This is a genomic window from Chryseobacterium sp. GP-SGM7 (genome assembly GCF_049166575.1).
Classification (GTDB): domain Bacteria; phylum Bacteroidota; class Bacteroidia; order Flavobacteriales; family Weeksellaceae; genus Chryseobacterium.
Genome location: NZ_JBMHFF010000003.1, coordinates 143,426 through 165,908, shown reverse-complemented (window position 1 = coordinate 165,908; position 22,483 = coordinate 143,426). Strand labels below are relative to the sequence as shown.

Sequence of the window (22,483 nt, the reverse complement as noted above, 5' to 3'; positions counted from 1 at the left end):
TCACAATATTTACCACTTTCGCCTTTATATTTCAATTTTCAAATACAGCATATCTTTCTTTGACCGGTACGATCACCGGTGCAGATCAGATACTGAAAGAAGACCTTAACTTTTTATTTCAAATGACGGCGGTAGGGATCTGCTTCATTTATCCTTTACTATTTCGATTCAAACTGAGATTTACCTCCCGACAGATAATCATAGGAAGTTCCCTGACAATTATAGCAATGATGGGACTTACCTTACTGACAGACTGGATCCCTCTGTTGGCGGTGGCCTCCTTTTTATTGGGTAGTGCCAAAATGTTGGGTACTTTTGAGGCCTTGGTTTCAATACAGTTGATCATCACTCCCAATAAAGATTATGGGGTCTTCTTCAGCGTTGCATTGGGCATTGTGCTGCTAAGCGGACAGGTTTCTGGAATCTGGGCCACTTTTCTCAATTACGATTTCGATTGGAGGGTCATTTATAAGATAATGCTTGCTGCAAATGCATTGATGATCTTGCTCGCCCAGCTTCTCTTACAGCCTATCAGGGTCGCAAAAAAACTGCCTTTTTATGGCATCGACTGGATGGGCTACATCTTATGGAGTTGTTTCTTCACCTCCTTAACTTATTTTTTCTGTTACGGACAGGTATTGGACTGGTTTCACTCAGAGATGATACAACTGTCAGTCGTACTTTCTGTATTTTTTGGAATCCTTACGTTTTGGAGAATGTTCAGTGTTAAAAGACCCTATCTTAAGCCACGGATATTTACCATAGATACCGTCAATATCTCTATTGTGATAATGCTTTTGATGCAGCCATTCCTCAGCGCAAGCGGAAGTGTTATGGGACCCTTTACAGCAGGTGTTCTGCGTCTCGACGATCTGCATAATAGTACTCTGAACTGGTGGATTGCGTTAGGAATTGCTACAGGGTCGCTATTTTGCTATTATTGGTTTTTAAAGATAGAGGGTTCGTTTAAATTGTTCTTTGTCATCTCCTTTGCTTCAATTACCTTGTACTATGGTCTTCTATATTTTGATCTGAGTACATATGCGGATTCAGATGTGATCAATTTTCCTTATTTTCTTCGCGGTTTTGCCAATATCTTGCTCTTTGTTGGTGTAGGTAAGTATATTACGAGAAATGTAGGCCTTGACATCTTCACACAGGTGCTTTGTTATTTGGCGATGGCGAGAAACTCTTTGGGAAGTCTTATTCCGACTTCACTCATTGGCTATGCAGAATATTGGCGAACATCGGATTTCAATAACAAATTAAGTTCGAAAATAGATACTCTTAATGTTTCTGCATCGATGTTTTATCAATCTGCCTATAAACAAGCGATAACAACCGGAAACGATACAAACGATGCAGCCATTCAGGCCGGAAAACAGATATTCTTAAAAGTCAATCAGCAATCGGTCTTACTTGCCGGAAGAGAAATTTTCGGGCTAATGACGATATTGGGCATTTTTGTCATCGCCATTTTACTGACGGTCCACTTTGGAAGACCATTTATCAGTAAAATACCATCATGGTACAAATTACGCTCGGTATTATCTCTGAATAATATTAAACAGAGATCATTCAATGATATAGAAAAATAAATATAATAATGTCAGTAAACAAAAAGAAATCAAATACTAAGATCACGGTGGAGATCTTTAGAAAAATGAAGGAAAAAGGGCAGAAGATTAGTATGTTGACGGCGTATGATTATACAATGGCAAAGCTGGTAGATCAAGCAGGAATTGATGCCATTTTGGTCGGTGATTCTGCAGGTAATGTGATGGCAGGATACGAAACTACCTTGAGCGTTACTATAAACGAAATTATTTATCACGCAAAATGTGTTAAAAGAGCCATTCAAAATGCCCTTCTTGTTGTAGATATGCCTTTTGGGACCTGTTCAGGCGATTCCATCAGCTCTCTTCATAATGCCATTAGAATTATGAGGGAGACCGGTGCCGAAGCACTCAAAATAGAAGGCGGGGAAGAATTACTACCTGACATCAGGAAGATCATAGCAGCCGGAATTCCTGTAATGGGACATCTGGGTCTTATGCCACAGTCCGTACATCAATACGGAGGATTTGGTTTGCGTGCGAAATCTGAAGCTGAAGCCCAGAAGCTTATCCGTGATGCAGCATTGCTGGAAGAGGCTGGTTGCTTTGCCATCACATTGGAAAAAGTTCCTGCATCGCTCGCAGAAGAAATCGCATTGTCTTTGAAAATTCCTGTGATTGGTATTGGTGCTGGTGCCAATGTGGATGGTCAGGTTTTGGTAGTGCACGATATGTTGGGGTTGAATCAGGAATTCTTGCCCAAATTTGTCCGTAAATATGCAGATCTTGGAACAGCCGTTACCGATGCCGTTTCAGAATATATCCTTGATGTTAAAAACAGCGACTTTCCTTCTGCAGGTGAATCCTATGAAAATCAAATCAAAGAAATTATATAGTTATACAAGAATAGTTTCCCAATATCACAACGATTCTTCCGATAAGTGTAATTTTTCAGCTGTACTTTTTTAGGAAATTTGCATCATAATTAATTTAAATAATTTCAAAATGAAAAAATTAAGCATCATCGCTTTGGCAGGAATAGGATTGCTTCTTGCTTCTTGTAACAAAAATTCGACTCAGTCACCCGCTCAGGAACAAGAGGTTGCAGAAAAGCAGGGGGAAGTTTTTGCTGTAGATACTACCGCATCAGTTGTAAACTGGAAAGCATTTCACAAAGGTGGTTTCGCTCCGAGATGGGGAACTCTTTCCGTATCCTCAGGTGAATTATCTTTGGCTGAAGGGCAACTTAATGCCGGAGAATTTGTGATCGATATGAAATCTCTGAAGGTTGACCCCGCATCTGTAACGGAAAAGGATAAAAACTACGCTGAATTGGAAGGTCACTTGAAGAGTGCAGACTTCTTTGATGTAGAAAAAAATCCGACAGCAGATTTTAAAATAACAAAAGTTGCTGATCTTGCTGCTGCTACCGATGCTGTACAGGGTGCCAACAAAACCATCAGTGGAAATCTGACTCTACAGGGAAAAACATTAAACGTTACGTTTCCTGCGAATGTTCAGGTCGTAGACAAGTCTGTTTCCGTTAAAGCCAACTTCACAGTGAACCGTACAGATTGGGGAATCAAATTCGGAACAACTGAAGCAGATCCTGCAGAATGGATGATCAGTAAAGATATTGAGATCGTTGTGGATGTAAAGGCAACAAAACCATAAGGATTCTAATCTTACACTAGTTGAAGAATTTTTCTTAAACTATATTATAGGGATATCTTCCGTTTTTAGCGGAACTTTGCAAATCGTAATTCAAGCGGAAGATATACTCATTAATTTTTAAAAATAAAAATGGATTTACAGTTAAAAGGAAAGAAAGCTTTAGTTACGGGTTCTACCGGTGGCATAGGTTTCGCAATAGCACTAGGTCTGCTTCGTGAAGGCGCAGTCGTTTACATTAATGGAAGAACAGACGATAAGATCAATGAAGCCATAAAAAAACTGAAGATTGAAATTCCAGATGGCGTTGTGGAAGGAATTGCGGCAGATTTTTCAAAAGTTTCCGAAGTTAACGATCTGATCAGTGCGCTGCCTGATATTGATATATTGGTCAACAATGTAGGCGTGTATGGTGATCAGCCTTTTGAAACAACAGATGATGCAGAATGGTTTAATGATTTTGAGGTTAACGTGCTAAGCGGCGTACGATTGTCACGTCATTACGCTCCTGTAATGAAAAGCAAAAACTGGGGAAGAATCATTTTTATTTCTAGTGAGTCAGCCATTAATATTCCGGAGGATATGATTCTTTACGGCGTGACAAAGACAGCATATCTGGCTCTGAGCAGAGGATTGGCAAAACATATGAAGGGTACCAACGTCACAGTGAATGCTGTACTTCCTGGTCCTACATTAGCCGAAGGAACAGAAAAAATGTTTGATAAGATTGCGAAGGAAAAAGAAATTTCTGCTGAAGAGGCTCAAATAGAATTCATCAAGGAAAAAAGACCTTCGTCAATTATAAAGCGTTGGGCAACAACTGAAGAAGTTGCGAACCTTGTCGTCTATGTGGCAAGTCCACTATCTTCTGCCACTTCTGGTGCTGCTTTGCGCGTGGATGGTGGCGTTGTAGACAGTGCGTTTTAACATTGGATCATTTTAGTGATTAATATTTACACCTTTGAAAGGCATCTGATATCAGATGTCTTTCATTTTATCATTCCATCCTGAAATAATATTTTTATATTTATCATAAAAAATAATACCTTGGATAAAGATCAAAACACAGCAGATCCTTTAGATATATTGGTAGCGAGTTTCAATAATTCTTTTCCTTTAAGTAAGAAAGAAGAGGAAGAAGTTAGACAGCTTTTCAAGAAAAGAGCGATCAAAAAAAGAGGTTTTCTGCTTCAGCAAGATGAGGTTTGTAAACATATAACTTTCGTAGTGACCGGTTGTTTTAAAATGTATGCGGTTGATACCAACTTCAAAGAACACAACTTACAATTTGCGATTGAAAAAGAATGGATTGCAGATATTCAAAGTTTTTATGATGAAAAACCCAGCAGACTGAACATTGAGGCCTTAGAACCGTCAGTGGTTCTCCAGATTACTCACGAAGACCTACTTTATTTATATATCAATTATCATAAGTTCGACCGGAACTTCAGGATCATCAATGAAAGGAAATTTATCAATTTTCAGGACAGGATATTACAGAGTATCAGTTATACTGCGGAGGAAAGGTATCTCAATTTTCAACGGGATTTCCCTGAATTGATCAAAAGATTGCCCAACACGCAGATCGCTTCGTATTTAGGGATCACATCTGAATTTCTAAGTAAAGTGAGAAAAAATATTGTTAAGAAAAAGTAATCTTGATACCGATTTATACTTAAAATTTAGAATTTGGAACGTTTAGAAATAAAAAAAAATATACAAAAACCGGAAGATCAGAATCTGTCTTTCAGAACATTTGATCTTACACAATCAAATCTTGAAAATTATTTTGAACCTCACAAGAAAGATCATTTTTGTATTTTCTTGGTAGAGTCTGGTGAGATAGGATTACAGATCGAAGACCAGAATTTTAAGCTTAATTCGGGTAAAATCTCAATTATTTTTCCTGAACAGATTTCATTCATTCATCAAATTTCTTCAGATATTTCTGGTAGAATTATTTTATTTGAGGAAATTCTTTTTTGTTCTGATATTCTTAAAAATGAATTGCTTTCCTATAATGTTGATTTGGCGACTCACCTCAATTGTGTCTTCTTATCACCGTCAGAATTTGAACAGTCAAAGAAACTGGTCATAGATATTGAAAATGTATACCTTAATCCAAGCTTGGTAAGAAAAGAACAGGCGCGTTTTTATATCAAAATCTTCCTTCTCGGATTGATCGAGTTGGTTCACGGTCAGCATCCTGTTCTACAGCACGAAAGTGATAAAACTTTATATATTCGTTTCAAAAAAATGCTGAATGAGAACTATAAAAATCAGCGTAATGTACAGTACTACGCATCAAAATTAGCCATCACGACAAAAAAGCTAAACAATATTACCAAGAAGCACTGCGATGAAACAACTATTAATGCTATTCACAACCGTATTCTGCAGGAAATCAAAAGACTATTATTGTTTTCTGACCTTTCCCATAAGCAAATCTCATTAGAACTAGGCTTCAGTTCACCTTCGGCACTGAATAAATTTGTAAAGACCAAGTTAAAAGAAACACCGACCGAACTTCAGGAAGAACTGGCTCAAATTTATAACAGATAGACCCAATTATATAACACCTTGCTTTCTGGCTGACCTACCTTTGTATTATAATTTTAACATAAAATATAATACGAAATGAGTAAGTTATTTATAGCAGGAGAGGTATTTCACGGAGCGGGAAGTCTCGAAGAATTACAAAACATCAAGGGTAAGAAAGCCGTTTTAGTGACCGGAGGAAGCTCGATGAAAAAAAGCGGAACTCTGGATAAAGCAGTAGCTTACCTGAACGAAGCTGGAATAGAAACCAAAATTTACGAAGGCGTAGAAGAAGATCCTTCATCAGAAACCTGTTTCAAAGGAGCAGAGATGATGAGAGAATTTCAGCCGGACTGGATCGTGGGGATCGGTGGCTGTTCAGCAATCGATGCGGCAAAAATGATGTGGGTTTTCTACGAATATCCGGATGCTGATTTCGAGGCGATGATTAAACCTTTCAGCGTTCCAACTTTAAGACAGAAAGCAAAATTCATTGCGATCCCTTCAACCAGCGGAACCGGAACTGAAACTACTGGACTTGCCGTGATCACAGACCGTGAAAAAGGCGTTAAATATCCAGTTGTTTCTTACGAATTGACACCTGATGTTGCAATTATCGACGGCGAGATCTGCGCATCGATGCCGGCTCACGTAACTTCCAATACAGGATTAGACGCTTTAACGCACTGCGTGGAAGCTTATGTTTCAAATATCGACAATAATTTTGCCGATGCACTTTCCAAAGGTGGTCTGAAGATCGTCTTCGACAATTTAAAAGAAGCTGTAGAAAATCCGAACAATATTATCGCACGTCAGAATATGCACGATGCTTCCTTTATGGGAGGATTGGCCTTCAATAATGCGTGGTTGGGAATTGTACACTCTCTATCTCATCAGGTTGGAGCTTTGTTTGGTCTTCCACACGGAGCTTGTAACGCCATTTTCTTACCGAATGTCATCCGTTTCAATGCAAAAGAAAGCAGCCGTTTTCCAGAGTTGGCAAAGGTAATTGGTAAAGAAACTACGGAAGAATTGGCTCAGGCTATCGAAACGTTAAGATCGGAGGTCAATAATCAGGCTTCTATAAAAGAATTCGGTATCTCTCGTGAAGACTGGGACAAAAATCTCGACTTTATGGCAAACAATGCATTCCTGGACCCTTGTACAGGTTTCAACCCAAGAAAACCAACGGTTGAGGAGTTGAAGGATATTTACAATGCTTGTTATGAAGGTCTGGTTTATTCCGAAGAAAAATTTTTAGATACAGCTTTGTAATTATTGAAGGCCAGAAAAAATGCAAACCCTTAAACTAGTTTAAGGGTTTTTCTTAAGTTTGTTTATAGAGTTCTGCAAGAAATTAGCGATAGTTTTGTTTCATTATTTAATGATAAAAATTATGAAAAAAACAGCAATTACAGCACTTGCAGTGTTCGCACTTTCAATGGGATTCTCTTCCACAATGACTGCACAAAAACAAAGTACAAAAGCAGTTTCTGCAAAATCAAATTCAGAAAAAGCAGAAGTTGAAAAATTGGTAAAAGATTACTTTGCAGCCTTAAACAGTTCAGACGCTTCAAAAGTGGTGTCGTTATTTACACCGGAAGGTGTCCTCCTGGCTCCGGGCGCTCCTACCGCAACAGGTTCTGAACAGGTGAAAGGAACGTTCCAGTATGTTTTCGATAATTTCACATACAATCTGAATGTTACTATTGGCGAGGTTGTTGTTGATAAAGATTATGCATTTGTAGCTTCTACTTCTAAAGGTTCTTTTGTTATTAAATCCAGTAACCAAACGGTAGAGGATGATTTCAGAGAAACTTTTGTTTTGAAAAAAGTAAACGGGCAATGGAAGATTGCAAGATATATGTACAACAAATCAAAATAAATGAACAAGCTGGAAATTTTTTCCGGCTTTTTTTTAAACTATAAGTTATGACTAAAATTATTTTTGGAAATCATCAGCGGAATGATCTATGGGTGTTTTTATCTCTTTTGCTAACCTTAATTCTCAGTTCAAATATGTCCGCACAAAACATAAGTCTTGAAGCAAACCATCTGAAAGCTGTTCAGACATCAGTTTCAATAGAAAAAATTGATGGGAGGAAAGCGGTGAAGGTTATCAAGTCAAAATCAGTCGTGAAAGATGATGAAGCAACCTATGCAAAAATCAATGATGTGAAATTCAAAGATGGAATCATAGAAGTAGAAGTTCTTTCCCGATTGCTTCCCGATGCGCCGGAGCACGCCAGGGGATTTATCGGTTTGGCATTTAGAATCAATGATGATAATTCCAGATTTGAGAGCATCTACATCCGGCCGACCAATGGAATGGCAGATGACCAACTGAGAAGAAACCGAAGCATCCAGTATTTTTCATATCCCGATTTTAAATTTACGGATTCGAGAAAATCATCGCCTGGTGTGTATGAAACCTACGCAGATATGGCTTTGAACCGGTGGATAAAACTTAAAATTGAGGTAAAAGGGGCTAAAGCGAAATTATTTATAGACAATGCAAAACAACCGAATCTTATTGTTAATGACCTTAAAATGGGTGCGGACGCATCTGGTTTTGTAGGGCTTTTTGTAGATATAGGAACAGAAGGATTTTTTAGAAATTTAAAAATTTATCCTGCTCAATAAAATGTGTACCGCCATTTTGAAAAAAAAACAGGAGCAATATTTAAATTGCTCCTGTTTTTTAATTATAATTGAGATTATTTAGACTGAGAGTAAAGCCATTTTACCACATCGCCCAACATTTGCTGATTGATGGTATGGTCTTCCGGATATTGATGAAACTCCGGTTGTAAACCTTTACTGTGAAGATAGTCAACAGCGTCTGTCGCATATCCGAACTTCAAAACAGAATCGTGTGTTCCGTGGGAAATAAAGATGTTCAGCTTTTTCAATCGCTCATCTGATACAATCAATGGTTTTACTTCCGAAAGCAATCTTCCGCTCATCACGGCGATTCCCTTTATTTTTTCAGGTTCTGTCAAAGCCACACTGTAACTCATAATTCCGCCCTGACTGAAACCCATCAGATAAACCTGCTCTTCATCAAAGTCCTCCACATTTTTCAAATCCTCTATGAACTGTATAATTTCCTTTCTTGAATTTTCCGCCTGCTCTTCATTGATGATTGAACGATCCGGCATAATCTGCGCCTGAAACCAGGCATAGCTGTTCGGTCTCAAAGTCAAAGGTCCTCTTGCTGAAACCACCAAAAAATTGTCTGGTAAAGCATCTGCAAAAGAAAACATATTCTGTTCATTGCTTCCAACACCGTGCATCAGTATGACCAATGGGGTTCTTGCTGTTTTTATTTTGGGCTGTTTTACCAAGTAATGTAAGCTCGGTTTGTTTTCTGTTGTTATCATTTTAAAACTTAAAATCATTAAAGTCACGGACGTCAATAATAATGACATCCAAACATATTTAGTTTTTATCACGCTTTATCAATTTTTACGGACATCATATTCAGAGAGCCTGCAACCAGACCGTCATTGAAGATGGTTGCTTTTTCATCTTTTTCCTGCAATCCAAGCGTGTAGAGTAGTGGTAGATAATGTTCCGGCGTAGGAATCGACATTTGAATTTCTTTTCCCAACTGGTCATATCTTATCAATGATTTGTGGTCGCCGTCTGTGATGAGGTTTTTCAGTTTTTCATTCGCTGTTTTTGCCCAGTCAAAAGCATATCCTGGAACCATCATTTTGTCCCAAGCAGCCATTCGTAGATTGTGAACGGTATTTCCACTTCCGATAATTAAAACGCCTTTTCTTCTCAGTGCAGAAAGCTCTTTCCCTAAAGCATAATGATATTCAGGTCCTTTGGTATAGTCCATACTCATTTCGATGACAGGAATATCGGCGTTGGGATAAAGAAATTTTACAACCGTCCAACATCCGTGATCGAGTCCCCAGTCTTCATTCAGTCCAACTTCTGTGGAAGTGATAAGCTTCTGTGTTTCCAAAGCCAAATCCGGACTTCCAGGTGCTGGATATTGAACATCGAACAATGCCTGAGGAAACCCTCCAAAGTCGTGAATCGTTTGAGGCTGCTGCATTGCAGTCACAAAAGTGCCTCTTGTTTCCCAGTGTGCAGAGATGCAAAGGATTGCCCGTGGTTTCGGTAGTGTTTTTGCAACGGTCTGAAATCCCTGTGTAAAGACATTGTCATCAAGAGCATTCATTGGGTTTCCGTGTCCCAGAAACAGTACCGGCATTCGTTCGGTGGGAGCCATGTGGTCAGTTAGACCGTGCAATGTATTGAGTTTCATCGCAGCGGCTCCGAGTGGTAAAAGTGCCATAGCTTTTAAAAAATCTTTTCTATTCATAAAAACCTGTAACCAGATTTGTTATTTGTTCATAATTTGATCCATATAAGACTTGTTGTCCCAGAATAAGTATTCTTCACTCATTGTTCCGTCTGTATTCCATATTCCGATAGTTGCCATTGGAAGTTTGAATTTTTTGCCGGTTGGCTGGATGAATGTTCCGTCCCCGAGAGGCATTGGTTTTGTGAATGTTCCCTCCATATATCCCATCACGGCAGTCATATTTCCGCTTCCTAATTTCAACGGGTGCTCTTTGATTCTTGTGTCTGGCGCATACACGAACATTGCATCCAGCGTTTTGATGTGTTGCTCGATTCCTTTTTCAGTGTGCCCGTCCGGGAAATGTACCAAGATATCCTTTGCGTGGCTTTCGTGAAGTCTTGTCCAGTCTCTGTTGCTGAATACGGTGTAATCCAAAGTGTCGAAAGTTGCAAGGTTTTTTGCAATAATTTCGTTGGAAGCAGCTAATTCCTTAATTTGTTTTAAAGCTTTATCAGATTCAGCAGATCTTTTAGTTTGTGCGTTGGCTGAGAACATTGTTATGAATGCTGCAGCGATTAACCCTTTTGTTAAGAATGATGTTTTCATTTTTTGTTTGTTTAAAAATTATGGTACAAATTTCCGAAACAAACAGAATGAAGAGATAACACAAATCGGCAGAATAGTTGTGATTTTAGGAAATGATCTTCGCCATTTCCTTCCGGTACTCCGAAGGTGTGAAGCCCGATTTTTTTTTGAAAGCGTGCGTAAAATAGGTTTTTTCATTAAAACCAAGTTCGTAACCAATCTCTGCAATCGTTTTGTCTGTGGTAATTAACAAGTTTTTTGCTTCGGTCAGTTTTCTGGTTTCAATGATTTCAGAAACACTCTGATGCAGAATATCCTGGCAGATAAGATTCAAATTTCTGGTGCTCATAAAAAGTTTTTCTGCGTAGAAATTGACATCTTTGGCTTCCATAAAATGCTCATCCAGAAGCTTTAAAAAATTCTTGAACGTATTGCTCTGAATTTTTTTGGATTCATCATTATTAAGGTTAAGTTTTTTCCGTTCTGATTCTATTATCGCAAACAGACTGCTAAGCAATTGTCTGATGACAGACAAATCGGGATTTTGCTGATTGTATTCCTGAAAAATAATTTCACAGATGGTGTTCAGGCGGTCAAAACATTCATACGTTCTCAGACAGATGTTGGCTTTGTCGTGATAGGTGGAGTAGAGCTGAAAAACAGTATCTGCAATGAATTCGCTTTTAAAGCGAATAGCCCATATATCACATTTTCCGTCTTTTGCCAACGGTCTTACCCTATGAACTTTGCCCTGCGCTATGAAGCTGACAAATGGTGCTTCCATTACCTGAGATTTAAAATCGATAAAATGTTCCAGCTGACCGGATTTTCCAATGAGCAGTTCTTCAAAGTCGTGGTTGTGGGGTTCGTTGTCCAACTGGCTGATTCTTTGGGATTCAGCTACATCAATTTTGAACATTTTAAAAATGTCATTCATCTTACCAATTTAAACAATAAATTTAATGAAATTTGTGGTAAAACAATCATTATTTTGTACTGAAGCTTTAGATAAATGATTTAGCCAAACCGGTATTTTTAAATTATCTCTTGATAAATTTATGTCTATAAAATTTTAGAATTAATCCATATGAATATTGAACTCAAAAATAAAAATGCTCTTGTTGGTGCAGCAACCCAAGGAATAGGTTTGGGCATCGCAACAGAATTGGCAAAATGTGGAGCCAACGTCACTTTAATGGCTCGAAACGAAGAGAAGCTCAAGAATTGTCTTGCTCAACTTCCTTTAATCAATGAACCTCAAAAACACCGCTATCTGGTTACTGATTTTTCTGATTTTGATGGTTTTAAAATTATCATATCAGATTATTTTAAAGAAAACAAAATCGATATTTTGGTCAACAATACCAATGGACCAGATCCGGGAATGGCTATCGATAAAGGCGTGGATGATTTTCAGAAAGCTTTTGATCTGCTGTTTAAGACCGTATGTGAGACGACCTCTTTGGCGTTACCGCATATGATAAAACAGGAAAATGGACGTATCATCAACGTTTCCTCATTATCCGTTAAAGAACCTATCAACAATTTGGTACTTTCAAATTCTATCCGTTCTGCGGTTGCAGCTTGGTCAAAATCTTTGTCTAATGAAGTAGCACAGTACAATATAACAATTAATAATATTCTTACCGGATATTTTGACACGGAAAGAATTCAGAAACTCATTAAAGCGGAGTCACAAAACAGCAATCGGTCCATTGAAGAAATCAGAAAAGCCAGAGAAAACAAAATCCCGATGAAACGTTTGGGCAAGCCTGAAGAATATGGCCATCTGGTTTCATTTTTAGCATCAGATTATGCAGCTTATATAACAGGAATAAGTATTCCTTTGGATGGTGGTTTGGCTAACACTTATTAAATTAATGGATAGCTCATCTAAGGTTTAGAGCATTTGCTCTGAAAGCTTCGTAGGTGCGTAACCAAAATGCTTTTTAAAAGCGTAAGAAAAATGCGACAGGTTTTCGAATCCTGTTTCATAGTACACATCTACAGGCTTTCTTTTTTTCTCGCTCAACTCGTAATATGCCAGTTCCAAACGTTTCTGTGTAAGCCATTTTTGTGGCGTGGTTTTAAAAGCGATCTTAAAATCCTTTTTAAAGGTCGTCAGACTTCTGCCAGTGAGGTACGCAAATTTTTCAATCGCCATATTGAACATAAAATTCTTTTCCATAAAATCTGCAATACTAATTTTCCCGGGTTCTGAGAAATCCGACAGAATACCGTCTATATTTTGATCAATGCTCCTAAGAATGGTCAGTATTTCTTCTATTTTTAAGGCCGTGATTTTTTCCGGGAGTTCACTTTCCAATTCAAAATAGGGTATTATTGAGGAAAAGAAACTGTCCAGCAAAGGGTTTTTTTGAAACGTGAGGATCTTCTGCTGATGCTGCTCTGATGATCTGATGGGATTTTTAGTAAAAAAAGTCTTCAGCCTCTCGGTGGTCAGAGTCATCACCACAGATTTGTAGTTTCTGCCGTCCTTTGGATATTTGATCAGCGTACATAATTGGTTTCTCGGAAACAGCAGCATATCTCCGGCTCCAAAAGTGTGTGTTTGGTCTGCAAGAATGATCTTCATCTCACCTGAGATGATCTTTACAAAAGAGTGGTGCTCCAGAACAATTTCATCCTTGAAATATTTTTCCTCTATGCAGGCAAGAACGATCTCAGCATAGTTGTTTTGTTTTTTCTCTGACATAAAACTTAAATCTATCAAATTTACAAAAAACATATCAGAGCATTTTCTGCCCTGATATGATTTTATTTTAACTTTTGTTGTACGTTTCTAGAATCTGCTAAATTGTGAATCTGACGCCGGTTAAATTCTCGCTCAGTATCCACAGCTTCTTTGCCGATGCTTCATCCAGGGCATAATCTAAAACACCTGATAATTTTTTGATATCCGTCATTCTATCTGCAAAATTTTCTGGGCTCTCATCTATAGTGTGGTCAACATCAGCGATATTGTTATTTTCGCAGTACACACCGCCTATTTTATTTAAATCGGGGCTGGTGGCTGCCCAAACGGTTGTAGAAGCACCTTGAGCAATTGTTTTTAATCCTTTCAATGCATCTCTCACGACGTTACCATTCTCATCATAAACCCCTAATGCGGAAAGTTGTTCATCTGTAAGATGTCTTTTCAGATCTGTTTCTACAATGGCTCCGGGATGTAATGAACAAGCTCTTACACCGAAATTCTTACCTCTGTTATCCAGCTCTACCGAGAACAGGATATTGGCGGTCTTGGACTGACCATAGCCCATCAAGCTTTCGTAGTCACGGTTTTCAAAGTTTGGATCTTCAAAATTGAACTTTGAATAATGGTGTCCCCAGGAAGAAACATTGATCACTCTTGCGCCATCGGCTTTGACCAAGGCCTTCCATAGTCTGGAAGTCAATTGGAAGTGACCGAGATGATTGGTCGATAATTGGGATTCATAACCACGACCGTCCCTTTGCAGCGGTACCCACATAATTCCGGCATTGTTGATCAGAAGATGCAATGGTCTTCCGGATGCGATAAATTTTTCTGCGAATGAATCTATGGAAGCGGGATCCATCAAATCCATTGTTTCCAACTCCACTTTAGCGATCCCTGCCAGATTATTCTTGGCTTTTTCTATATCTCTTGCCGGGACGATCACTGTTGCTCCTACTGATACCAATGCTTTGACGGTTTCTAGTCCTATCCCCGCATAACCACCAGTGACGATAGCTGTTTTTCCTGCAAGATCGATTCCTTTGATCACTTCTGTTGAAGTTGAAGAACCATCAAATCCTGAGTTGATCGGTTGCTGTAATGCACCTTGATAATTGTTGTTTGACATATAAATCTTTTTTTGTTAGGACAAATTTAGAGTCATATGTAAAGATTAACTTTGTTTAGAAGTCGTGTTTTACTTTGTTTATAGGTCGTAGTAATTATTTATTTTAGGCTGGTGCTATGGTATTTAAGAATCTTAATGACTTAATGAAATATAATATCCAATGCGATAAACTGTCATTAAGTCATTTGAAAAGAGAATGGATTGCAATTATTTATTTAAAATTATAAAAAGTATTTTTTTAATCAAAAAAACTTCTGATAAAAATATTGATCAGAAGTTTTAGTTCAGGTTTAAGATTAGATTATCTCACCTCAAAAACATACGTTTTTCCTTTCTCTGTAGCAAAGTCAAAAAGTTGAGTTTCTTTAACTGCGAATCCCTTCATTGTAGCTTTATCTGATTTTAAAGGTGTTTTGATCGAATTGATTTGGTAGTACTCGTTTTGGTTTTCACCTTTTGCAGGACTGAAATCCGTTTTTGATTTTAAATTTATATCCTTTGCGAGTCTGATTCTTGCATTCCCACCCAATGTAGATTTGATAGTTACTTTTGTCATCTTCGAATTTTTCCAGTCCATATCAATCTCAAAACCACCTCTTGCTTTTAATCCTTTTACAGAGCCATTTGGCAATGCATCGGGAAGTGCAGGCAAAAGATAAAGATAGCCGTCATAACTTTGTAATAACATCTCGGCAATTCCGGAAGTACAGCCAAAATTTCCATCGATTTGAAACGGTGGATGTGCATCCAATAAATTTGGATAAGTTCCTCCCGATTGACCTTTGGTTTCCATCGGCGCAGGCGTCAACTGGTCTGAAATCAGTTTGAAAGCGCGGTTTCCATCTAGTAATCTTGCCCACCAATTGACTTTCCAGCCCATCGACCAACCGGTGGATTTATCACCTCGGTAAATCATAGAGTTCTTTGCTGCTTCAGCCAGCTCCGCATTTCTGAAAGGTGAGATCTGTCCTGACGGAAACAATCCGTAGAGATGAGAAATATGTCTGTGTTTATCATCGGTTCTGTCCATATCGGTGAGCCATTCCTGCAACTGGGCGTGCTTTCCGATCTGCATTGGAGGAAGTTTGTTTAACGCCGATTTTACCTGATCCGAAAGACCTTTGTCCTGATTTAAGGCTTTAGAAGCATTGATGAAATTATTAAACACATCAAACACCAACTGATTATCCATCGTAGTTCCAGCGGTAATACTTACATTTTTAAAGTATTTGTTTTCGGGGGACATTGACGGCGACACCACGAGGTATTTTTTCGACGGGTCTTGCTGTAGAACATCCAGATAAAACAGCGCACAGCCTTTCAAAGCTTCGTAGTTTTTCTTCAGAAATTCTTTGTCACCGGTATAGAGATAATGATTCAAGACGTGTTGGGTCAGCCACGCGCCGCCCATTGGCCACATTCCGTAGAAACCGCCGTCCACAACTCCCGTGATTCTCCAAAGGTCTGTGTTGTGGTGCATATTCCAGCCTCTTGCGTGGTACATTTCCCTGGCAGATTCCTGTCCGGTAACCGACAAATCCTGAATCATATCAAATAAAGGCTCGTGCATTTCGGAAAGGTTAGTATTTTCTGCAGGCCAGTAATTCATTTCCGTATTGATGTTCACGGTATATTTGCTGTCCCAGGCCGGATTCAGCTGATAATTCCAGATTCCCTGCAGGTTTGCGGGTTGCGTTCCCTGCTGTGAAGAAGAAATGAGGAGATATCGTCCAAACTGAAAGTACAAGGCCACCAGATCCGGGTCGCTGGAATTTCCAAACTCTTTGATTCTGATGTCGGTTGTTTTTTTAGCCTGTTCATTTGTTCCCAGATCAAGACTTACACGTTTGAAATATTTCTGATAGTGATCGATATGAGCCTTAAGTTCATCATCATATTTTTTATTTAAAGCTTTATTTAAATATTCTGAAACTCTGGCGTCAGGATTTCCACTTAGGTCATTATACCTTTTAAAATTAGTAGCAATGGAAACATAAATTACCACTTCATCCGCACCAGAAATAGTGAGTTGGTCATTTGTAGATGTTAATTTTCCACCTTTTAAAACTGGAAGGGCTACCGTTTTAAAATTAACTTTTCCTGTTTTGTTATCCACCGAGCCACTGGTTCCGTTGGTGACCAATTGGTTTTTGTCTGTAAAAATCGATTTTTTAAGATGTGGAGTAGACGCATTGATATTGAAATTCAGACTTCCTTTTTTGCTGGAAGTTAATCTGATCAAGATCACATTATCTGCAAATGAAGAAAAAATTTCACGTTTAAAGGTCACTCCATTGACGTCGTAGGAAACCGTACTGATGGCTTTTTCAATATCTAAGGTCCGATTGTAATTTTTAAAATTTTCGTGTCCTTTAAAATCCAAAAACAGATCTCCCATTGTCTGATAAGGCATCCCGTAATTCAAATCTTTCGCAGCGTTTCTTGGGTACGTGTTGTTGGTAAGGTTCTGCGCTTTTTCAAACTGCCCTTCGTTGATCAGTCTTCTTACTTTCTGAATGCTGTCAAAAGTATTTTTGGGAACATTATTTCCAGGTTCACCAGCCCAGATGGTTTCTTCATTCAACTGAAGATGTTCTTGGATGGCACCACCGAAAATCATTGCACCCAATCTTCCGTTTCCGATGGGTAACGCCTCGTTCCAGTTTTCTGCAGCTTTGTTATAAGTTAATTTTAAATTCTGCTGTGCTTGAACGGAGATTGTCAGCACTGTTCCGACGATAAAATATGCTATTTTACTTCTGATCATTTTTTATGAATTAAAGTTTCAGTCTGTTGCTAGTTTGAAATGACAGGATATGGTTTTAAAACTAATGATTTTAGATGATATCAGCTCATATCTTTAATTATATGATAAGTATATATTTTTTGTTAATTTTTATTTTGATTTTCAGGTAGTTGTCTTATTTTATTTGATTTTAATATTGATTATTTTTAATGATTTGACGTTTCTCTAAGTTCATTTAATTGACCAAAAACCGCAAGGATTACATTAAAAAGTAATCGATTACGCAGAATTTTTACATTTATTTAAATTGAATTCAACATTAAGTTATTTGATTTGAAGGGGATATTGAATGTATGCAAACTATTTTTTATACTTTTGTCAAGTGAAAGTTCTCAGGCTCATATTGACAATCTACTTCATCTCATTGCTCGTAATGCCGTGCAGTGATGTTGATGCGCAGTCTTCTTCACAACGCGCATATTCTCAAGTTTCAATGACTGAGCAGCATCCTCATTCGGATAAGAAAGATGACGTCTGTTCTCCATTTTGTTTTTGCAGTTGCTGTCAAATTACAGTTACTGCATTCAAGATTGAACCTTTATTAGAGATTCCTTCTCACGTTCAATTCTATTATTCAAATAAAATTCTTTTTCATAAGGATAATATTGCCTATCTGGTTTATGACCACATCTGGCAGCCTCCCAAAATTTAATTTTTTATCGATTTTTTGAAAGACTTTACAGTTGATGCATTGTCTCAAACATTACGTTTGCTGTATTCTGAATGATGATCTGGACTGGTTCTGCTCATTATTCGACAGCAATTTCAATAAAAAATTAAATCAAATTCTGTGTTAGATAAAATCATAAAATTTAGCATCAAGAACAAGATCGTCATTGGCATAATGACCTTGTTGTTGATTATTTGGGGCGTTTGGAGCGCCACCAAATTACCAATAGATGCTGTTCCTGATATTACGAATAATCAGGTACAGATTATTACCGTTTGTCCAACATTGGCCGGACAGGAAGTGGAGCAGTTGGTCACTTTTCCGATTGAACAGAGCATTGCCAATATTCCTGATATTGAGGAAACACGAAGTATCTCAAGATTCGGATTGTCTGTGATTACGGTTGTTTTTAAAGAAAATGTTGATGTCTATTTTGCCCGTCAGCTCATCAGTGAAAATTTAAAAGAAGCCGCTGAGGAGATTCCGAATGGCGTTGGAACACCAGAACTTTCGCCTGTAAGTACAGGTTTGGGCGAAGTGTACCAATATATTCTCCATCCGAAAAAAGGAAGCGAAAAGAAATATTCATCCAAAGAACTGCGCACAATGCAGGACTGGATCGTCAGAAGACAGCTGAACGGAACGCCCGGCGTTGCGGAAGTCAACAGTTTCGGAGGTGAACTGAAACAGTATGAAGTGGCTGTTGACCCCAATCGCTTGAGAGCAATGGGAGTCAGCATCACGGATCTTTTCACGGCTTTGGAAAAAAACAATCAGAATACTGGAGGTGCTTACATAGATAAAAAACCAAATGCTTATTTCATCCGTGGAATCGGCGTTGTGACTTCTTTGGAGGATGTTAAAAATATTGCTATCGTTAATAAAACAGGAAGTGTTCCGATTTTTATAAAAGATGTTGCTGATGTTAGATTGGGAAGTGCGCTCCGTTACGGTGCAATGACTTATAATGGTCAGGTTGATGCTGTTGGTGGCATTGTGATGATGTTGAAAGGTGCCAACAGTAATGAAGTGGTAAATTTAATTAAAGATAAAATCCCGACTATTCAAAAATCTTTGCCTAGTGATGTGGTGATCGAACCGTTTCTTGACCGAACCGATTTGGTTGGAAGAGCCATCAACACAGTTGAGAAAAATCTTATTGAAGGTGCTTTGATTGTGATTTTTGTTCTGGTCATATTCTTAGGTAATTTTAGAGCAGGATTGATTGTTGCTTCTGCGATTCCTTTGGCATTGCTTTTTGCTTTGGGAATGATGAATGTTTTTGGCGTAAGTGCTAACTTAATGAGTCTCGGAGCAATAGATTTCGGATTAATTGTCGATGGCGCGGTAATCATTGTAGAAGCCACACTTCATCATTTAGGATTAAGAAAATCTACTCAGAAACTAACGCAGTTGGAGATGGATGAAGAAGTTTTCCTTTCTGCTTCGAAAATCAGGAACAGCGCAGCGTTTGGCGAAATTATTATCTTAATCGTTTACATTCCAATCTTAACATTAGTCGGTGTCGAAGGAAAAATGTTCACGCCAATGGCAAAAACGGTTGGCTTCGCCATTTTAGGAGCGTTGATATTATCATTAACCTACATTCCAATGATGAGTGCCTTATTTTTATCTAAAACGGTTTCGACGAAAGAAACTTTCTCTGATAAAATGATGAATAAGCTGCAAAGTTTTTATCAGCCGTTATTAAGAAAAGCTTTAAAGTTAAAATACATCATCGTCTCTGCCACAGTTATTTTATTTGCGATTTGTATTGTTATCTTTTCGAGAATGGGTGGCGAGTTTATCCCGCAATTGCAGGAAGGCGATTTTGCTTTCCATTGTATTTTACCACAGGGAAGTTCGCTTTCTCAAAGTGTGGAAACATCAATGCAGGCTTCAAGAATTATCAAACAATTTGATGAAGTGAAAATGGTCGTCGGCAAAACAGGTTCAGCCGAAGTTCCTACCGACCCGATGCCGCCGGAAGCTACTGATTTAATTATTGTTCTTAAACCACAAAGTGATTGGAAAAATAAAAAATCTTATGATGAACTGGCAGATGAGATTTCAGAAAAACTGGAACTGATTCCCGGCGTTTTCTTTGAGAAAAACCAGCCAATACAAATGCGGTTTAATGAACTGATGACAGGAATCAGGCAGGATGTGGCCGTAAAGATTTTTGGTGAGAATGTGGATTCTCTTGCCATTTATGCTGAAAAAGTAAATAAAGTTATTCAGACTGTTGACGGTACAACAGCGCCGCAAATTGAACGTATCAGCGGACTTCCTCAAATTAATGTGGAATATGACCGGACAAGAATGGCAAATTACGGACTGAATATCGAAGACGTTAATAATACATTAAGCACCGCATTCGCCGGAAAATCTGCAGGTCAGGTTTTTGAAAATGAAAGACGTTTTGATTTGGTTGTACGCTTAGACAGCCTTCACAGAACCAATATTGATGACGTCAATAATCTGATGATTTCGACAAGCCCAGGAAATCAGATTCCGCTTTCTCAGGTGGCAAATATCAGCTATAAACTTGGCCCGTCACAAATCAGTCGTGAAGAAGGGAAACGCAGGATTGTCATCGGTTTTAATGTCAAAGACCGCGATGTGGAAAGTGTGGTTAATGATATTCAGGCAAAATTGGATAAGCAAATCAAGTTGCCTTCGGGATATTACTTCACCTATGGCGGACAATTTGAAAATCTTCAGGCTGCGAGCAAAAGGTTGATGGTTGCTGTTCCGGTTTCGTTGATTCTCATTTTTCTGCTGCTTTATTTTACATTTAAATCATTCAAACAGGCTGGATTGATTTTTACCGCCATTCCGATGAGTGCCATTGGTGGAATATTCGCATTGTTAATAAGAGATATGCCATTCAGCATCAGTGCCGGAATTGGTTTTATCGCTTTGTTCGGCGTTGCAGTTTTAAACGGAATCGTTCTCATCGGAACTTTCAACCAACTGGAAAAAGACGGCGAAACCGATATTCTGAAACGTGTTTTTGAAGGAACCAAAACAAGACTTCGACCTGTCTTAATGACCGCAGCCGTGGCTTCATTAGGATTTCTTCCGATGGCCATTTCAACCGGAGCCGGAGCAGAAGTGCAGAAACCCTTGGCAACCGTCGTGATTGGCGGTTTAATCACAGCAACGTTCCTCACATTATTCGTTTTACCAATGTTATATATTATTTTTAATACTAAATTCAGAAAGAATCATTTTAAAATGAAACCTTTGACAACGGTTGTCGTTTTAGGATTTTTATTTTTTGGAAATACATATACCGCTCAAACCACGAAAACGCTTACGGTAGAACAGGCAACAGAAATGGCGTTGAGCAATAATTATTCAATCCAGTCCAAAGATTTGGATATTAAAGTTTCAGAAGCTTTAAAACCAACGGCCAATGAACTTCCGAAAATGAATTTCAATGCGCAGTTGGGACAATATAACAGTCCAAAATTTGACCAGTCGTTTTCGATTTCTCAGAGTATTCCTTTTCCGACTTTGTTTAAAGCAAGAAAGGATTTGATTATTGAAGAAATTAAGGGAAAACAGATCAGCAGAGAAATTACGGCAAACGAACTCGCAAAACAGGTTAGAACATACTTTTATCAGATTGAATATCTGCATTACAATCAGACAAAACTGCTGAAACTCGATAGTTTGTATCAGGATTTTATCAGGATTGCAACGGTAAGATTCAATGCAGGGGACATCAAGAAAATTGAGATCAGTATGGCGGAAACTCAGAAAGGAGAAATCAATCTTTTATTGAATCAAAATAAAATTTATCTGAAAAATGCCTACAAAAATCTGAAAACTCTGCTCAATACAGATGATGAAATCGAGATTCCACTCAATAAAAATTATCAGCCACTGAAAGCGGAATATGTTCTTGACAGTTCCGCCATTGCCAATCATCCAACGGTTAAAGCTTTCTATCAGGAAATGGAAATTGCCGAGAAAAATAAGAATGTGGAGAAGTCACAAGGCTTACCGGAATTCAGTTTGGGTTACACAAACCAGTCGATTATTGGTTTTCATACCGTGAATGGTCAGGAAAAATATTATAATGCTGGAAACCGTTTTAATGTGGCCAACATCGGTATTTCAATTCCTTTGACTTTTGGAGCAACAAAAGCGAGAATTCAGTCTTTGGATTATCAGAAGCAAATGGCAGAATCCAATGCGAAATTGCAGCAGAAACAATTGACCGCTCAGTTGGAAAATGCATTAAGCCAATACCAGCAGGATGTTCTACAATATGAATATTACGTCGATCAGGCTTTGCCAAATGCAAATAAAATCGTGAAAGCAGGACAACTCGGATACAAAACCGGAGAAATTTCTTACGTCGAATATCTTTTTGCCTTACAGACAGCCACCAACATTCAGCTAAAATATCTGGAATCCATTCAACAGGTAAATCAATCTGTCATCACCATTAATTCTTTAATCAATCAATAA

Annotated in this window: 19 protein-coding genes; 12 read left to right on the top strand and 7 right to left on the bottom strand. The window is 38.3% G+C overall.

Annotated elements, in window-relative coordinates; genetic code table 11:
- The first annotated feature begins 302 nt into the window (after positions 1-302).
- The 9 genes from ACOOWA_RS13100 to ACOOWA_RS13060 all read left to right on the top strand — a co-directional run bounded on the left by ACOOWA_RS13100 (position 303) and on the right by ACOOWA_RS13060 (position 8,408).
- Positions 303-1,598 carry a hypothetical protein gene (locus ACOOWA_RS13100; protein ID WP_421375817.1) on the top strand — a complete coding sequence of 432 codons (1,296 nt, stop codon included), beginning with the start codon at positions 303-305 and terminating at the stop codon, positions 1,596-1,598.
- 8 nt (positions 1,599-1,606) lie between these two features.
- Positions 1,607-2,452, top strand: coding sequence for a 3-methyl-2-oxobutanoate hydroxymethyltransferase (gene panB / locus ACOOWA_RS13095; RefSeq protein WP_421375815.1), 846 nt, complete (start codon positions 1,607-1,609; stop codon positions 2,450-2,452).
- Between the two features lie 109 nt (positions 2,453-2,561).
- Positions 2,562-3,230, top strand: a complete 669-nt coding sequence (locus ACOOWA_RS13090; RefSeq protein ID WP_421375813.1) for a YceI family protein — start codon at positions 2,562-2,564, stop codon at positions 3,228-3,230.
- 129 nt (positions 3,231-3,359) lie between these two features.
- Positions 3,360-4,154 (top strand): SDR family NAD(P)-dependent oxidoreductase, encoded by a 795-nt coding sequence (locus tag ACOOWA_RS13085; protein ID WP_421375811.1) that lies wholly within the window; start codon positions 3,360-3,362, stop codon positions 4,152-4,154.
- Between the two features lie 120 nt (positions 4,155-4,274).
- Positions 4,275-4,883: a Crp/Fnr family transcriptional regulator gene (locus ACOOWA_RS13080; RefSeq protein WP_421375809.1), complete on the top strand. Its 609-nt coding sequence runs from the start codon at positions 4,275-4,277 to the stop codon at positions 4,881-4,883.
- A 33-nt stretch (positions 4,884-4,916) separates the two neighbouring features.
- On the top strand, positions 4,917-5,789 hold the full coding sequence (locus ACOOWA_RS13075) for an AraC family transcriptional regulator (RefSeq protein WP_421375807.1): 873 nt from the start codon (positions 4,917-4,919) through the stop codon (positions 5,787-5,789).
- A 75-nt stretch (positions 5,790-5,864) separates the two neighbouring features.
- Positions 5,865-7,040 carry an iron-containing alcohol dehydrogenase gene (locus tag ACOOWA_RS13070; protein ID WP_421375805.1) on the top strand — a complete coding sequence of 392 codons (1,176 nt, stop codon included), beginning with the start codon at positions 5,865-5,867 and terminating at the stop codon, positions 7,038-7,040.
- 121 nt (positions 7,041-7,161) lie between these two features.
- Complete coding sequence (locus ACOOWA_RS13065) at positions 7,162-7,650, top strand: nuclear transport factor 2 family protein (protein ID WP_052194246.1); 489 nt, start codon at positions 7,162-7,164, stop codon at positions 7,648-7,650.
- Between the two features lie 134 nt (positions 7,651-7,784).
- On the top strand, positions 7,785-8,408 hold the full coding sequence (locus tag ACOOWA_RS13060; protein ID WP_421375803.1) for a hypothetical protein: 624 nt from the start codon (positions 7,785-7,787) through the stop codon (positions 8,406-8,408).
- Between the two features lie 74 nt (positions 8,409-8,482).
- Here the strand turns inward: ACOOWA_RS13060 and ACOOWA_RS13055 are convergent, their stop codons facing one another.
- From ACOOWA_RS13055 to ACOOWA_RS13040, 4 genes are all read right to left on the bottom strand, one after another.
- The gene (locus tag ACOOWA_RS13055) at positions 8,483-9,196 is read right to left on the bottom strand and encodes an alpha/beta hydrolase (RefSeq protein WP_421375801.1); all 714 of its coding nucleotides are present in this window, start codon (positions 9,194-9,196) and stop codon (positions 8,483-8,485) included.
- 20 nt (positions 9,197-9,216) lie between these two features.
- Positions 9,217-10,107 (bottom strand): 4,5-DOPA dioxygenase extradiol, encoded by an 891-nt coding sequence (gene ygiD / locus ACOOWA_RS13050; protein WP_421375799.1) that lies wholly within the window; start codon positions 10,105-10,107, stop codon positions 9,217-9,219.
- A gap of 21 nt (positions 10,108-10,128) precedes the next feature.
- The gene (locus ACOOWA_RS13045; protein WP_421375797.1) at positions 10,129-10,695 is read right to left on the bottom strand and encodes an ester cyclase; all 567 of its coding nucleotides are present in this window, start codon (positions 10,693-10,695) and stop codon (positions 10,129-10,131) included.
- An 85-nt stretch (positions 10,696-10,780) separates the two neighbouring features.
- On the bottom strand, positions 10,781-11,611 hold the full coding sequence (locus ACOOWA_RS13040) for an AraC family transcriptional regulator (protein WP_421375795.1): 831 nt from the start codon (positions 11,609-11,611) through the stop codon (positions 10,781-10,783).
- Positions 11,612-11,761: 150 nt separating this feature from the next.
- Here ACOOWA_RS13040 and ACOOWA_RS13035 point away from each other — a divergent pair, with 150 nt between their 5' ends.
- Positions 11,762-12,550 carry an SDR family oxidoreductase gene (locus ACOOWA_RS13035; RefSeq protein ID WP_421375794.1) on the top strand — a complete coding sequence of 263 codons (789 nt, stop codon included), beginning with the start codon at positions 11,762-11,764 and terminating at the stop codon, positions 12,548-12,550.
- Between the two features lie 24 nt (positions 12,551-12,574).
- On the opposite strand, the gene ACOOWA_RS13030 is transcribed toward ACOOWA_RS13035, so the two are convergent.
- The 3 genes from ACOOWA_RS13030 to ACOOWA_RS13020 form a co-directional block, all read right to left on the bottom strand.
- Complete coding sequence (locus ACOOWA_RS13030) at positions 12,575-13,390, bottom strand: helix-turn-helix domain-containing protein (RefSeq protein ID WP_421375792.1); 816 nt, start codon at positions 13,388-13,390, stop codon at positions 12,575-12,577.
- A gap of 97 nt (positions 13,391-13,487) precedes the next feature.
- Complete coding sequence (locus ACOOWA_RS13025; protein WP_421375791.1) at positions 13,488-14,522, bottom strand: SDR family NAD(P)-dependent oxidoreductase; 1,035 nt, start codon at positions 14,520-14,522, stop codon at positions 13,488-13,490.
- Between the two features lie 301 nt (positions 14,523-14,823).
- Complete coding sequence (locus ACOOWA_RS13020) at positions 14,824-17,289, bottom strand: glycosyl hydrolase family 95 catalytic domain-containing protein (protein WP_421375789.1); 2,466 nt, start codon at positions 17,287-17,289, stop codon at positions 14,824-14,826.
- A gap of 328 nt (positions 17,290-17,617) precedes the next feature.
- On the opposite strand from ACOOWA_RS13020, the gene ACOOWA_RS13015 reads away from it, so the two are divergent.
- The gene (locus tag ACOOWA_RS13015; RefSeq protein ID WP_421375787.1) at positions 17,618-17,980 is read left to right on the top strand and encodes a DUF6660 family protein; all 363 of its coding nucleotides are present in this window, start codon (positions 17,618-17,620) and stop codon (positions 17,978-17,980) included.
- Between the two features lie 138 nt (positions 17,981-18,118).
- The gene (locus ACOOWA_RS13010) at positions 18,119-22,483 is read left to right on the top strand and encodes a CusA/CzcA family heavy metal efflux RND transporter (RefSeq protein ID WP_421375785.1); all 4,365 of its coding nucleotides are present in this window, start codon (positions 18,119-18,121) and stop codon (positions 22,481-22,483) included.

Coding starts and splice junctions, on each gene's coding strand:
- panB (WP_421375815.1), top strand. CDS start 1,607: ATGTCAGTAAACAAAAAGAAATCAAATACTAAGATCACGGTGGAGATC.
- ACOOWA_RS13020 (WP_421375789.1), bottom strand. CDS start 17,289: ATGATCAGAAGTAAAATAGCATATTTTATCGTCGGAACAGTGCTGACA.
- ACOOWA_RS13045 (WP_421375797.1), bottom strand. CDS start 10,695: ATGAAAACATCATTCTTAACAAAAGGGTTAATCGCTGCAGCATTCATA.
- ACOOWA_RS13060 (WP_421375803.1), top strand. CDS start 7,785: ATGTCCGCACAAAACATAAGTCTTGAAGCAAACCATCTGAAAGCTGTT.
- ACOOWA_RS13100 (WP_421375817.1), top strand. CDS start 303: ATGTTGGGTACTTTTGAGGCCTTGGTTTCAATACAGTTGATCATCACT.
- ACOOWA_RS13030 (WP_421375792.1), bottom strand. CDS start 13,390: ATGTCAGAGAAAAAACAAAACAACTATGCTGAGATCGTTCTTGCCTGC.
- ACOOWA_RS13065 (WP_052194246.1), top strand. CDS start 7,162: ATGAAAAAAACAGCAATTACAGCACTTGCAGTGTTCGCACTTTCAATG.
- ygiD (WP_421375799.1), bottom strand. CDS start 10,107: ATGAATAGAAAAGATTTTTTAAAAGCTATGGCACTTTTACCACTCGGA.
- ACOOWA_RS13040 (WP_421375795.1), bottom strand. CDS start 11,611: ATGAATGACATTTTTAAAATGTTCAAAATTGATGTAGCTGAATCCCAA.
- ACOOWA_RS13035 (WP_421375794.1), top strand. CDS start 11,762: ATGAATATTGAACTCAAAAATAAAAATGCTCTTGTTGGTGCAGCAACC.
- ACOOWA_RS13070 (WP_421375805.1), top strand. CDS start 5,865: ATGAGTAAGTTATTTATAGCAGGAGAGGTATTTCACGGAGCGGGAAGT.
- ACOOWA_RS13025 (WP_421375791.1), bottom strand. CDS start 14,522: ATGTCAAACAACAATTATCAAGGTGCATTACAGCAACCGATCAACTCA.
- ACOOWA_RS13055 (WP_421375801.1), bottom strand. CDS start 9,196: ATGTCATTATTATTGACGTCCGTGACTTTAATGATTTTAAGTTTTAAA.
- ACOOWA_RS13015 (WP_421375787.1), top strand. CDS start 17,618: ATGTATGCAAACTATTTTTTATACTTTTGTCAAGTGAAAGTTCTCAGG.
- ACOOWA_RS13090 (WP_421375813.1), top strand. CDS start 2,562: ATGAAAAAATTAAGCATCATCGCTTTGGCAGGAATAGGATTGCTTCTT.
- ACOOWA_RS13085 (WP_421375811.1), top strand. CDS start 3,360: ATGGATTTACAGTTAAAAGGAAAGAAAGCTTTAGTTACGGGTTCTACC.